15 protein-coding genes and 1 tRNA gene are annotated in these 13,257 nt (G+C 57.2%); 10 read left to right on the top strand and 6 right to left on the bottom strand.

Features of this window, described 5'->3' with window-relative positions; translation table 11 throughout:
* Window positions 1–29: 29 nt before the first annotated feature.
* From BLT38_RS00255 to BLT38_RS00230, 6 genes are all read right to left on the bottom strand, one after another.
* Complete coding sequence (locus BLT38_RS00255; RefSeq protein ID WP_083343390.1) at window positions 30–320, bottom strand: hypothetical protein; 291 nt, start codon at window positions 318–320, stop codon at window positions 30–32.
* Between the two features lie 138 nt (window positions 321–458).
* Entirely contained in the window at window positions 459–698 is a 240-nt protein-coding gene (locus tag BLT38_RS00250; protein ID WP_083343389.1) for a hypothetical protein, read from the bottom strand.
* Window positions 698–1,141, bottom strand: a complete 444-nt coding sequence (locus BLT38_RS00245) for a hypothetical protein (RefSeq protein ID WP_156784965.1) — start codon at window positions 1,139–1,141, stop codon at window positions 698–700. Before BLT38_RS00245 ends, BLT38_RS00250 begins: the two co-directional genes overlap by 1 nt.
* Before the next feature lie 116 nt (window positions 1,142–1,257).
* Window positions 1,258–1,749, bottom strand: coding sequence for a MarR family winged helix-turn-helix transcriptional regulator (locus tag BLT38_RS00240; protein WP_083343387.1), 492 nt, complete (start codon window positions 1,747–1,749; stop codon window positions 1,258–1,260).
* Window positions 1,750–1,768: 19 nt separating this feature from the next.
* On the bottom strand, window positions 1,769–2,422 hold the full coding sequence (locus tag BLT38_RS00235) for an alpha/beta hydrolase (RefSeq protein ID WP_083343386.1): 654 nt from the start codon (window positions 2,420–2,422) through the stop codon (window positions 1,769–1,771).
* A 32-nt stretch (window positions 2,423–2,454) separates the two neighbouring features.
* Window positions 2,455–3,438: a VOC family protein gene (locus BLT38_RS00230; protein ID WP_083343385.1), complete on the bottom strand. Its 984-nt coding sequence runs from the start codon at window positions 3,436–3,438 to the stop codon at window positions 2,455–2,457.
* Between the two features lie 104 nt (window positions 3,439–3,542).
* Here BLT38_RS00230 and BLT38_RS00225 point away from each other — a divergent pair, with 104 nt between their 5' ends.
* The 10 genes from BLT38_RS00225 (at window position 3,543) to BLT38_RS00180 (ending at window position 13,236) form a co-directional block, all read left to right on the top strand.
* On the top strand, window positions 3,543–5,786 hold the full coding sequence (locus tag BLT38_RS00225; RefSeq protein ID WP_083343384.1) for a GH92 family glycosyl hydrolase: 2,244 nt from the start codon (window positions 3,543–3,545) through the stop codon (window positions 5,784–5,786).
* 80 nt (window positions 5,787–5,866) lie between these two features.
* A complete protein-coding gene (locus BLT38_RS00220) occupies window positions 5,867–6,853 on the top strand; it encodes a hypothetical protein (RefSeq protein WP_156784964.1) in 987 nt (328 codons plus the stop codon).
* A gap of 63 nt (window positions 6,854–6,916) precedes the next feature.
* Complete coding sequence (gene gcvH, locus BLT38_RS00215; RefSeq protein WP_047497563.1) at window positions 6,917–7,303, top strand: glycine cleavage system protein GcvH; 387 nt, start codon at window positions 6,917–6,919, stop codon at window positions 7,301–7,303.
* 99 nt (window positions 7,304–7,402) lie between these two features.
* On the top strand, window positions 7,403–8,734 hold the full coding sequence (gene gcvPA, locus BLT38_RS00210) for an aminomethyl-transferring glycine dehydrogenase subunit GcvPA (RefSeq protein WP_083343383.1): 1,332 nt from the start codon (window positions 7,403–7,405) through the stop codon (window positions 8,732–8,734).
* A gap of 12 nt (window positions 8,735–8,746) precedes the next feature.
* The gene (locus tag BLT38_RS00205; RefSeq protein WP_083343382.1) at window positions 8,747–9,091 is read left to right on the top strand and encodes a hypothetical protein; all 345 of its coding nucleotides are present in this window, start codon (window positions 8,747–8,749) and stop codon (window positions 9,089–9,091) included.
* A 9-nt stretch (window positions 9,092–9,100) separates the two neighbouring features.
* Window positions 9,101–9,592 carry an OsmC family protein gene (locus BLT38_RS00200; protein WP_083343381.1) on the top strand — a complete coding sequence of 164 codons (492 nt, stop codon included), beginning with the start codon at window positions 9,101–9,103 and terminating at the stop codon, window positions 9,590–9,592.
* The gene (gene gcvPB, locus BLT38_RS00195) at window positions 9,592–11,136 is read left to right on the top strand and encodes an aminomethyl-transferring glycine dehydrogenase subunit GcvPB (RefSeq protein ID WP_083343380.1); all 1,545 of its coding nucleotides are present in this window, start codon (window positions 9,592–9,594) and stop codon (window positions 11,134–11,136) included. The genes BLT38_RS00200 and gcvPB overlap by 1 nt, the downstream gene beginning before the upstream one ends.
* 2 nt (window positions 11,137–11,138) lie before the next feature.
* Window positions 11,139–11,414 carry a hypothetical protein gene (locus tag BLT38_RS00190; protein WP_083343379.1) on the top strand — a complete coding sequence of 92 codons (276 nt, stop codon included), beginning with the start codon at window positions 11,139–11,141 and terminating at the stop codon, window positions 11,412–11,414.
* A gap of 15 nt (window positions 11,415–11,429) precedes the next feature.
* A tRNA-Arg gene (locus BLT38_RS00185) sits at window positions 11,430–11,506 on the top strand.
* Window positions 11,507–11,982: 476 nt separating this feature from the next.
* Window positions 11,983–13,236: a hypothetical protein gene (locus BLT38_RS00180; RefSeq protein WP_083343378.1), complete on the top strand. Its 1,254-nt coding sequence runs from the start codon at window positions 11,983–11,985 to the stop codon at window positions 13,234–13,236.
* Window positions 13,237–13,257 lie beyond the last annotated feature (21 nt).

Genomic DNA, 13,257 nt, shown 5'->3' with positions numbered 1-13,257 from the left:
AACCGCGGCAGGAGTATAACGCGTTGAGATTACGATTCGTTTTCTTCGGGGTCGGCGGGTTCGTCCGGCAGTGAGATACGCAGCGACTTTAGGAACGACACATCGTTCCGGGTGAACGTTTCACCGGGCTCTGCGACGTCGTCCGTATCCTCATCGTCAGTGACTTCGTTCAGGCCAATGGTGGCCTCCAGCATCAGCAGGACATCAAATCCTTCTTCACGGATCTCCCGCACCACGCCGGATATCTGCTCTGATTCTGAGACGGATTCGTGAATGGCCTCTCCCAATTGCTGGATCAGTTCCTTGATGCGTCCGTTCATCTCGCCTCCTCCTGCGTTACCGTCCCCAATTGCGATCCGAACCATCCGGAGACGCATCGTGCAAATGCGGTGTTCTCTACCTTACGCGGGCAGCCTTCCCATCGCAATCGCACATCGGGTGAGGAAATGTCGTCCGTTTTATGTTTGGGTGTGATGATCGGACCAGGCAGTTTCCAATTGACGGGCCAGGTCCTGAACCGCCTGAGTGCGTTTCGGTCCCAGCACAATCCATCCTGCAGCGGCAGCACATACCCCACCAATCACCCACAATGATTTCTTCAACGCCATCTTCTTACCCGTCTCTCCTGTTTGACGCGCCGTATCCGTTTCGGCGGTTTCATCCATGAGATGCACAACGGTAGAAGGTGATGTATCCATTAGGCGCGCCGCGCCCGCACGAAGCTGCTCACGCTGAAATATCCGAACAACAGAGCTAGGACACAAAAGGCATAAAAGCGGTGGCGATCATCCGGGATGGCGCTCACCGCGTTATGTCGAGTCTTCCATGTGGCCGCAGTGAACGACAACGCAAACAGGGCGAAGAAGCTGCCCGTGAGTTCATGCCAAAGCGCACGCGATGCTCTTTTCAGCGGAGCAGCGACACCTTGCTTGGCAGCTGCCACACCTTGCCTGGCAGCTGCAGCAGCCTGCACAAAATCCGGCCGAGCCGCAGCAACAGGCTGCGAAACTGGCCGTTGCACCACAGGTTCTGTGCGCGGCGGAATCACCTGTGGTTGAGGTGGCGAAGCTGGACGTGATGGCGTCGCCGGCGACGGAGAAGTCGCCGCATCGACGGCCTCAAAGGCAGTGCGCGCCGCCATCCGAGCTCCGCGTCCAAGCACACGTCCAAAACGTTCCCGATCCATGCAGACATTGTACGGAGGGGACACCCGATGTTGCGACACCGGTATTCGTAAGGGAACACGCTGGAAAGCGATCAGTCCGTTGTTAAGGTACGTGCTACGGTCTTGGCCTTAGCCGCAAGCCCGATCTTCTTCAAGGCATCACGGACGGGTCCGCGCATCGTGGCGCAGACGCCAGCCATGACCTCTTCCAGATCCTGTTCATGTTGCGTAAAGATACGGCGGATCACCTTGCGGCCCTCTTTGGTCAGGTCCACGGTACGGACACGCTTGTCCGTCGCTCCGCTACACCGCGAAACATACCCCAGCTTTTCCAGCCGGTCGACCGCGGCAGTCATGGAGGGATTCGCCAGCAGCACCTTGTCACCGATCTGCGACATGCTCATGGGGCCCTTATGCAGCAGGGCCTCCATGATCATGAAGTCACTCAGACCAATGTCCTGCGCCGCGACGGTGCTTTCGATATACGCTTCCATGGAACGATACGCCTTCATCATCACCAGCCATAGGCTGGCTGCCGATGTGAAATGCGTTTCGCTCGTTTCGGATTCGTGCATCGTTTGCATGCGCTCTCTCCATCTTCTGCTAGTTCGTTGAATTCTGCGAAAAAACCTTCTGGAGAAGGATACGCGCCTGCTCCAGTTCTTCCGCGCTTACGTTGTGCGGTTTTCCAGGATAACGATGTAATGAAACTTCCGCGCCCATACGCTTCAGCTCTTCTACAGACTCTTCCACACGCACAAAAGGTATGTGCGGATCAGGGTCGCCGCATAAAAATAATGCGGGCGTGCCTGCCAGATCGCCGTCGTGATGCAGATCGCTTCCCAGCGGCCCAATCAGGCCACCCGTAAATGCAATCAAGCCGGCATACCGCGCCGGGTTGGATGCAACAAACTCAGATGCCAGGCAAGCGCCTTGCGAGAACCCCGCAATAACTATGCGTTCGGTGGGGATACCGCTGCCCACAAGGCCATCGACAATGCGCTTCACCTTCATCAGAGCCGAAGAAAGATCCGGCTCATTCATCTCGCGTGGTGCAATGAATCGCTGCGGATACCAGACATTTCCCGCGGCTTGCGGCGCAACGAATGCCAGTTTCATATCCATAAAGGCACGTGACAGCCCAAGGATGTCTCCCGCGTTGCTGCCGCGGCCATGCAGCAGCACAACGACTCCGGCGGCCTCCTTTAGAGGCTCGCCTGCCGTGTAAACCGGACTCAGATCATGCGGTCCTTGCATTCTCAATCTCCTTTCTTCGCGGGATGGCGGCCTTACGCCGTCACCACCGTCTTCGACGACTGCTTCAGTTCCACCGGGATCAACCGGCGCTCAATCTGATCAAGCAGTCCCTGGTGCATCTTCGGCACACGCAGCGCCTCGCCGAGCGTCTCGATCGGCTCGTCGATCGCAAAGCCCGGCTCGTCTGTTGCCATCTCAAACAGCACACCACCCGGTTCACGGAAGTAGATGGAGTGGAAGTAGTCACGATCCTGCACCGTCGTCACCGGCAGATGCTTCAGGATCTCCTCTCTCCATGCAAGCTGCGATTCATCATTCGGGGTACGAAACGCGATGTGGTGCACCGATCCCGCACCGCTGCGCCCATAACCGGCATTTGGGTTCACCAACACATCAATGTGGTTGCCCAGTGCCGCGCCTTCCGGAGATGCGTAACGAATGCGGTTGCCGTCACGGCCTGTCTCTGCAAAGCCCATCCACGCCAGCGTATCCGCTGTCGCCTTTTCGCTGCGATGCAGCATGGTCACGCCAAAGAAGCCACGAATGCTGTGTTCCGCAGGCACGTCCGCATACCGGGGCGCCTGCGTCGCAGCAGGAGCATCCACATGGCCCACAATCTCAAGCTTCATGCCATCGGGGTCGGCAAACGTCAGCACATCCTCCGCACCGTTGAAACGCAGACCTGTGTGTTCCACCAGAACACCCTCGTCCGTAAGCCGCTTCTCCCAGTAAGGGATGGAAACCGTCGGCACAGAGAACGCCGTGTGGGTCACCTCACCTGCACCTGCAAGTCCACGACGCGCACCCGGCCAGGGGAAGAACGTCAAAATCGTTCCCGGCGTACCGGCATCGTCGCCAAAATAAAAGTGATACGTGCCCGGATCGTCAAAATTCACGGTCTTCTTCACCAACCGCAAACCCAGCACCTGTGTATAGAAATCCAGATTGCGCTGCGGATCGGAAGCAATTGCCGTCACATGATGCAGTCCCTGGATCTTCGCCCGTTCGGTAGCCATTGTCTTAACCCTCCGCAATAATTGATTCGATATCGAAAGAAAAGATTCATCGACCCCTCTGCGACCATTTGCCCTCGCAATAGCGAACACGATAGCGTTCCGCCATGGTCTGGTTTTGCAAACGATTCGTCTTCTGCCTGTCGCTGTTCTGCGCCCTCTCTGCGGTCGCACAAAAAGATCCTGTCAATGAAGTGAATCCACTCATCGGCACGGGCAACGGCCCAATCGGCTACGGCGGCACTATGCCCTTCGTGACTGTGCCCTTTGGCATGACGAATTGGACCGCGCAGACGCGCCAGAACCGTCTCAGCGTCACCAGCTACGAGTACAGCGATAAGACCATCCAGGGCTTCATGGGCACACACCAGCCCGCCATATGGATGGGTGACTTTGGCTACGTCACGTTGATGCCTGAGATCGGCGCACTGAAGACCACGCCCGAAACTCGCGCGCTTGCCTACGATCACGCGCATGAGACCACGCACCCTGACTTCTACAGCGTGGATATGAAGACGCAGGACGGCAAAATCATCCACGCCGAGATGACCGCGACTGAGCGCTGCGCTTACATGCGCTTTACCTTCCCTGCTGGCGTGGAACCTCGCATCGTGCTCGAAGCTTCACGTCCCGGCATTAACGGCAAAGCCTCAGTGGACATCGCCAAAGGCGAAATCGCCGGCCAGAACCCGCACCGCATCGACAACAACCTTGGACCATTCGCGCTGCCGAAGTTTAGCGGCTACTTCGTTGCGCAGTTCCGCCAACACACCACCGGTGGCGACACCTACGGCCTGAACACTGCCGCCGCACATGGCGCATCGGTCACCTTTGCAAAAACCTCCGCGCCCACAGTGATTGAAGTTCGCGTAGGCACATCGTTCCTCAGCGTCGATCAGGCGCGCGAGAACATCAGCAAAGAAATCCCCACTTGGAACTTCGCCGCCACACGCCAGAAACTTCACACCATCTGGCAGCAGAAACTGAGCAACCTAACCATCGCAGGCGTTACTCAGGATGAGCGCATCACCGCCTACACTGCGCTGTATCACGCACTGCTGTATCCGCGCGTGTTCTCAGAATATGGTCGCTACTACAGCGCCTTTGATGACACCATTCATAACGGCGCGTCGTACACCGATTACTCTATATGGGATACCTTCCGCGCAGAACACAGCTTGCTAACGCTCGTTGCACCAGAACGCATTGACGGCATGATCACCGCACTTCTGCAGGACTACAAAGAAGGCGGTTGGATGCCCAAGTGGCCCAATCCCAGCTATACGAACATCATGATCGGCACACATGCCGACAGCATGGTGGCAGAAGCCATCCGTAAAGGCTTCCACGGCTTTGATCGTGAGCTGGCGTGGAAGGCCGTCTATAAGGACGCCATGACGCCGCCCGACGGTGACACCACGCGTCGCTGGCTGGATCGTGAAGAACACACTCCCTACGAAGCTCGCGCTGGCCTGACTTACTACAAGCAACTTGGCTTTATTCCCACCGATAAAACTGATGAAGCAACCAGTCGCACGCTGGAAGACAGCTACGACGACTGGTGCGTTGCGCAGGTGGCAAAGGCACTTGGTCGCATGGACGACTATCGCTTCTTCCTGAAGCGCTCACTGAACGACCGCAACCTGTTCGACAAGAGCAACAACCTGATGCGCGGCAAAACATCCGATGGCAAGTGGGCACCCATCGGCGGCAGCCGCGACACCGATGGCAACCGCAGCGTCTCCGGATGGACAGAGGGCGACGCGTGGGTCTACACATGGTCACCCTTCCATGACATTGCAGGCGTTGAGAAGTTGATGGGCGGACCCGAAGTGGCAAACAAACAACTTGATCAACACTTCGCGGGCAATCACAACGTTCACAAGAACGAGCCCAGCCATCACTACGGCTATCTGTACGACTTCACCGGTCAGCCGTGGAAGACGCAGGCCAAGGTTCGCGAGATTGCTTACAAGGAGTACGCAAATCTTCCGGCCGGGCTTGATGGTGATGATGATTGCGGCCAGATGTCCGCGTGGTATCTGTTCACTGCACTCGGCATGTATCCGGTGAATCCGGCCAGCGGCGATTACATGATCGGCAGCCCCATGTACGGCCGCATGAGTCTGAAACTCGCCAACGGCAAAGCCTTCACCGTGATCGCAGACAACAACAGCCACAGCAACGTCTACATTCAATCCGCCACACTGAACGGCAAGCCGCTGGACAGGCCAGTCGTTACATGGGAAGAGATTCAGTCCGGCTCAACACTTCATGTGGTGATGGGTGCACAACCCTCAAAGTGGGCGTCTTCATGGCGTCCATCGCTGCCTGAGGAAGCACTGCGATAGCACTATGAAAAACGTGTAGTTACGCACACATTTTTCTGGGATGAAGATTGCTGGCGGCAAGATATTCTCGTTTCATTGCGATGATTCGACGTCTCTTTGCCTCCACTTCTCTTCTCTTTGCGCTCACCTGTTCCGTGGTTTCGCACGCCGACGTTGCGTTGCTCATGGAACAGCCTTACGGAGAATTCGGCAAGTACAACCCGACGGGCCACGCTGCAGTCTTCCTCAGCGACATCTGCGCGGAGACGCCTACACAATTGCGTCGTTGCAACCCCGGCGAATATGGCTCGGTTATCAGCAGGTATCACAAGATCCACCATCAGGACTGGATCGCTATGCCGCTGGTCCCTTATCTCTACGGCGTAGAACGTCCATCAGAGATTCCGGCCAGCGTCACCAAAGAACAGGTGAAGCAACTTCGCGATGCTTACTGGCGCGCGCATCTGCAGGAACTGGCTCCCCCGGATAAGAACGGCAACGCTCCCGGCGGCGAATGGCCACAGCTTGTTGGCTCATTGTTTGATCGCACCATCTTCGGCTTCGCCGTCCACTCCACACAGGAGCAGGACGACCGCTTCATCGCCATCTTTAATGACAAGCGCAACGTGGGGCATTTCAACCTGTTTTTCCACAACTGTGCTGACTTCTCGCGCGTTGTGCTCAACACGTATTACCCGGGCGCCATTCATCGTAACGTCTTCGGCGACTTCGGCATGACCACTCCCAAGGGCGCGGCCAAATCCCTGGTGAAGTACGGACAAAAACACCCTGAACTGCACCCAACAACCTTCGAAATGCACCAGGTTCCCGGCGATATGCCCCGTAGCACGAACATTGATGGTGTTTCGGAATCGCTGGTGAAAAGCAAGAAATACCTCATTCCACTGGCCATTCTGCAGCCTGAGGTCACGGGCGTAATCGCGGCAGACTTCCTGACCCGCGGACGCGCCAAACTGCCTCGCACCGCCACCGCGTTCGCCGTGGGCGACTGGAAGATACAGCCGCAGCCATCGAATGAAACGGCGTCGCACCCGGACGAGGCCGGTTCGCCCAAACTTGGAAGCTAGCATCAGGCGATTTCCCGGCGATATTCGCTCTCAGAGCCGAGTCGCGGCTTTAAAATCAAAGCCATGAGCTATCCGGCAAACTACCGCTACACCAAGGAACACGAGTGGATTGAGGCCAACGGCAACGAAGCCACCGTGGGCATCACCGAACACGCGCAAAGCCTGCTTGGCGACATTGTTTTCGTAGACCTGCCCAAAACAGGGACGGAACTGACCCAGAAGGCGTCCTTCGGTTCAGTGGAAAGCGTAAAGGCCGTCAGCGACGTATATGCCCCCGTTTCCGGCACCGTGACCGCGGCAAACGAAGAGCTTGCTAATGCACCCGAAAAGATTAACGAAGACGCGAACAATACCTGGCTCATCAAGCTCACACTGAAGGACGCATCCGAGTTGGACGGCCTTCTTGATGCCGCCGCATACGAAGCTTTCGTAGCTGAAGAAACGCACTAAACGAGTTCTGTTCGAAAGGGGCCGCAGCTTCTTAGCAGCGGCCCGCGAACTTTCTGCTCACCGCCCCTCCGCACACACACCAGACGAGGCAACATTCCCATGCGTTACCTTCCTAAGTCGCCCGCCGACCGGGCCGCCATGCTCCAGGAGATTGGCGCGGCTTCCATCGACGATCTGTTTGATTCCGTACCCGCTGAATTTCGCCTGACACGCGACCTGAACGTTCCTCGCCAGCACTCTGAGCACGAGGTCATTGAAGCGTTCAAGGTTTTCGCAAACCAGAACGCCACGGGATACTCCTCGTTCCTGGGCGCGGGAGCCTATCGCCACTATCGCCCCGTGATGATTGACACAGTCGTTTCGCGCGGCGAATTCCTCACCAGCTACACGCCCTATCAGCCGGAAATTGCGCAGGGCACGCTGCAGGCACTCTTTGAGTTCCAGACGATGATCTGCGAACTCACCGGCATGGATCTGGCCAATGCCTCAATGTACGACGGCAGCACCGGCGCGGCAGAAGCAGTAATGATGGCCGTACGTGTTACCGGCCGCAACGGTGCTGTGATCGCGCGCACAGTTCATCCGGAATATCGCGAAGTGCTCGCCACGTACGCGCAGCACCAGGGCATTCCGCAGACCGAAGTGGGTTACACCGCCGATGGTCGCGTCGACTACGCTGCTCTGGACGCCGCCATCACCAGCGACACTGCCTGCGTACTCATCCAGTCGCCCAACTTCTTCGGCACCATCGAAGACGTTGCCAAGATCGCAGAAATTGCACATGCTAAGGGCGCTCTGCTCATCGTCTCCATCGCAGAGGCTGTCTCGCTTGGCATCGTCAAGCCACCGAAGGAAGCCGACATCGTTTCTATGGAAGCGCAGAGCTTTGGTGTTCCCGTGGGCTATGGCGGTCCGTACTGCGGTGTGATCGCGGCGAAGGAAAAGTTCCTGCGCCAGATGCCCGGACGCCTCTGCGGCCAGACCGTTGATCAGAACGGCGATCGCGGCTTCGTGCTGACGCTCTCCACGCGCGAGCAGCACATCCGCCGTGAGAAGGCCACCAGCAACATCTGCACCAATCAGTCGCTCGTTGCGCTGATGGTTACTGTCTTCCTCACTGTCTATGGCAAGGGTCTGCAGGAACTCGCCGAGCAGAACCTGGCAAAGGCACACTTCACCGCACAGTCGCTGGAGAAGAACGGAGCAAAGCTGCTATTCGCAGGTGCACCGCGCTTCAACGAGTTCGTTATCACCACGCCGAAGTCCGCAGACGCCACCAACACGGCCCTGCTGGAAGAAAAGATCATCGGCGGCTTGCCGCTTTCGAAGTGGTATCCCGAGTTGGGTGAAAACGCATCCCTGTGGTGCGCCACCGAATTGACCACGCGTCAGGACATCGACTCAGTTGCCACAGCGTTGGCAAAAGCATAAGCGGGACAAAACATGGATCTAAGCAGCCTGCACAGTGAAGAGCTGTACGCAGTGGAATTCGTAGAGAAGCACCTGCAACTTCGCTTTGCCGACGATGCGTTACTGACGCTGTACATCTGGCCAGAGGTTGCCGATGCCGATGGTATCTCCGTGGGCTACGGCCAGTCGGGTTATCGCGATGCGCTGTGCTCGCTGATCGGAGAAAGCGTCAGTGAATCGCAATTCCACGACGACACGGCACTTACCGTGGAGTTTGAAAATGGCACCCTGCTGGCGCTAAGCCTGCGGGACGAGGACCGGGACGCAACCGACGCAGGTTCGTTCCGCAATATGAACGGCGAGGTTTTCGACTTCTAGAAGCAATCTATGAAGAACGAACATCACTACAACACGAGCATCGTCTGGACGGGCAATCGCGGCACCGGCACTTCGTCGTACCGCGACTACGCACGTTCGTACGATCTGAGCGCACCGGGCAAACCTCTTATCGAAGGCTCATCCGATGCGACCTTCCGCGGGGAAGCCAGCAGATGGAACCCCGAGGACATGTTGCTCGCCTCGTTGTCCTCATGCCACATGCTCAGCTATCTGCATCTCTGCGCCGACGCGGGCATCTCTGTCGTCGCATACAGCGACAACGCCCAAGGGACCATGCAATTGAATCCTGACGGCTCCGGTCACTTCACCTCCGTCACATTGCATCCGCAGGTGACCATCGCCGCGGGACACGACCTTACTCAGGCTGACGCGCTGCATCATCGCGCGCATGAACTCTGCTTTATCGCCAATTCCGTTAACTTTCCCGTTGCGTGTGAAGCGACCACCGCACACGCCGCAAACGATTCGAGGGACACCTAATGGCAGACACACCTTTTGTTGGTACGCCACGCAAGGCCACCATGCACGTCAACCAGAACGAAGGCCTCATCTTCGAGAAGAGCTCGCCAGGAAAGAAGGCCTATCGTCTCGATGAACTCGACGTTCCCGCGGTCGACGCAGCTTCTCTTCTCGGCGACGCTGTGCGCACAGACAACCTTGGCCTGATGCCGGAGTTGAGCGAGATTGAAATCGTTCGCCACTTCACGCGTCTGTCCACGTGGAACTACGCCATCGACCTCGGCATGTTCCCGCTTGGCTCCTGCACCATGAAGTACAACGGTCGCGTGAACGAAACCGTTGCGCGCCTCGAAGGTATCGCGGAAGCGCATCCTTACCAGCCGGAGTTGCTGTCGCAGGGCACACTCGGCATCATGAAGCAGTTGCAGGACTGCCTCATTGAAATCACCGGCATGGACGCCATCACACTGCAACCCGCAGCGGGTGCACACGGTGAATTCACCGGCATCCTGATGATCCGTGCGTATCACGAGAGCAAGGGCAACGCCCGCAAGAAGGTGCTGATTCCAGACTCTGCACACGGCACCAACCCTGCCACCGCAGCGGTTGTTGGCTACCAGATTCAGAACCTCAAGTCGAACGCCGACGGTGGCGTCGATCTCGAAGAACTGCGCCGCGTCGTTGATGAAGACACCGCCGCGCTCATGCTCACAAACCCCTCCACCATCGGCGTCTTTGAGTCGCAGATCAAGGAGATCGCAGACATCCTGCACGCGAAGGGTGCATTGCTCTACATGGACGGCGCGAACATGAATGCACTCGTCGGCAAGACCCGTCCCGGCGACTTCGATGTGGACGTGATGCATCTGAATCTGCACAAGACGTTCTCCACCCCGCACGGTGGCGGTGGCCCAGGCTCTGGCCCCGTTGCATGCAAGGCCATCCTTGAGCCCTTCCTGCCCACGCCCATCGTGGTGGAGAAGGCAGACGGCACGCTGACCTTCGAATACAACCGTCCCAACACCGTGGGCCGCGTCCGTATGTTCTACGGCAACTTCGGCATGTTCGTGCGAGCACTCGCCTACACACTGGCCAATGGCCCTGATGGTCTGCGCCTCACCACGGAAGACGCCGTACTCAACGCGAACTACATCCGCGCCAAGCTTGAAGGAGTCTTCGACCTGCCGTACAAGACCAAGTCGATGCACGAGGTCGTCTTCAGCGACAAGCTGCAGGCCAAGAACGGCGTCAAGACCGGCGACATGGGCAAGCGGCTCATCGACTACGGCTTCCACGCATACACCGTCAGCTTCCCGCTGATCGTTAGCGGCGCCATGATGATCGAGCCCACCGAAAGCGAATCGCGCGAGGAACTCGACCTGCTCATCGACGCCCTGCAGCAAATCGCTCGCGAAGCCGCCGAGAATCCCGAGCTGGTTAAGACCGCACCACACACCACACGCATCCGCCGCCTCGATGAAACCGCCGCAGCCCGCAAGCCCATCCTCCGCTGGCAAGGCCCACCGGAAGATGTGGAGGCCGACACAGCCGCTAAGGAGTGGTAATCATGTCCGCCTTCTGGGATCACAAAGACGAACTCGAAAAGTACGAGTTCATGATGGGCGTCGAGCGTGGCCGTTTGGCCGTTGCAATGGACGTGCTGACAGACGCGCTGGCCCTCGTCGGCCAGCACGGGGTCTACTGCACCTCCAACCGCAACCCTACGGTTCCCGCGCTGGATATTCAGGCCGTCATGCGCGGCATTAATGACGCCAAAGAACTCATTGGCTCGTCCATGGAAGAGATCCGCAAGAAGAAAGAAGCCGCTCAGGCTGCGGGATAGTACACTAGCACTCGAGCACCCGTAGCTCAGCTGGATAGAGCGGCAGCCTCCGAAGCTGTAGGTCAGAAGTTCGAATCTTCTCGGGTGCACCACTTTTCGAAGCAACGATGATCGCGGGACTCAGGCGCAATGCCGATTCCCGCGATTATTTTTTTCGCATCTGAAAATCCTCCCTCAACTACACCTCGCCCTAAAACAAAGGGGGGGCAGCTCATAGAGCTACCCTGGAGGAAGTGTGACAAGCGTTAAAACTCGGGAGTGGATCGATAGGTTGAACCTGTGTGCGTCTGGATGACCGAGGGTGTCGAGGTCTATCGGTGAGAGAAAGGAGGTAGCGACGCCGAGCGCGTACTGGTGAATGCAAATACGATCACCAACTACAAAGGCATCGCATGAACTTGTAAGACTCTGCCTTCCGCAGATGTCAGATGCAAGCCTATTCACGTAGTAACGCCACTCAGTGCATGCACTAACGAAAGCGCAAGCGCAAGATTCTAAAAGAATCGGCCTCTTAGGCGCATCTTGGACGTCATCGTTCTGTCTTGAGTGCGATGTATGATTTCCTGATATGCATCAGATCATTGCGAAGGAGCCGGAAGAGGAACACCCTTCCCAATCTCTTCGTGCCGATGCGCATCATCTGATCCGGCAGGAGCTGGATTCCATTCTGAAGCACGCTCTGTTTACCCGGAGCAAGCGATATCCCAAATTCCTCAGCTTCATTGTCGAGAAAAGTCTCGCGAATGATTTCGCCAGTCTCAAGGAGCGAGTCATTGGAATTGAACTTCTAGGTAAGCCGGGAGACTACGACAACTCCGCAGATCCTGAAGTGAGGAACATCGCGTCGGAAGTCCGAAAGCGTCTCATCCAGTACTACCAGCAAACATCTGGACAGCAAGTACGTATTGAATTGCCTGCAGGGTCGTATATCCCTATTTTTCATGTCCCGGCGCAAGCTCAAGAACTCGCTCCATCCACGGAAGAGATCCACAGCCCAACCGAAACGGAAAAAGTCGAATCCCCGGACTCAGACAAGCCTCGTCGTCTTATCTCCAACTATCGTGGCCTGCTCGTCGCCGGCGTAGCCATTCTCCTTTTGGTCGCAACCATCGCTACGATCCGAGTCTGGCGTAACAGACGCAATGCTTCAGCACTCAACGTTTTGGATCACTTTTGGACACCGTTGTTTCACTCCGGCTCGCCGGTGGTTCTGGTCATTGGTACCCGTCGTACTCCGCGGGTCGACCCTGATCAGGACAGCAACCTTACAAACCCGGCTCTCTCCAGCCCACCTACCGTATCCGTTGATAGTGCCTCTGCGCTGAGTCGAATTACCGCGTTCCTTGGTTCGCATGGTGAGAGCTACGAGATTCATACGGCACATGAGACACAGTATGCGTCGCTCCTGGGACGCCCCAGCGTTCTGATCGGTGGCTTGAATAACGGATGGGGTCTCCGGCTGCTCGGCAATGCACGTTACCGGATGGCATACGACAGCAAAGCAGCCCAAACATCCATTACGGATACCAAAACCGGTCGACGTTGGATTGGCCCAACATTTGGAGCGACAGATTCGCGTGAACACATGGATTACGCGATCGTCTCCCGCCAAAAAGATGCCATGACCGGTGCAAGTGTGATCATTGTCGCTGGACTTGGAAGCGCTGGCACGGTTGCTGCTGCAGAGTTTGTGACAAACGCAGCGTATCTCCATCAGGTAAGCAACGCGAACATGGAACAGAACCAGGAGTTTGTTCTCGCAACTGATGTGATAGATACAGTGCCCGGCCCGCCGCACGTCATTGCCACTCAGTCCTGGTAGTTGAGCAGCCGTCACACATTC

Source organism: Terriglobus roseus (genome assembly GCF_900102185.1).
In the GTDB taxonomy this organism is placed as follows: Bacteria; Acidobacteriota; Terriglobia; order Terriglobales; family Acidobacteriaceae; genus Terriglobus; species Terriglobus roseus_A.
Note: the sequence above shows the minus strand (reverse complement) of the source record. Positions and strands in the feature narration are given on the sequence as shown.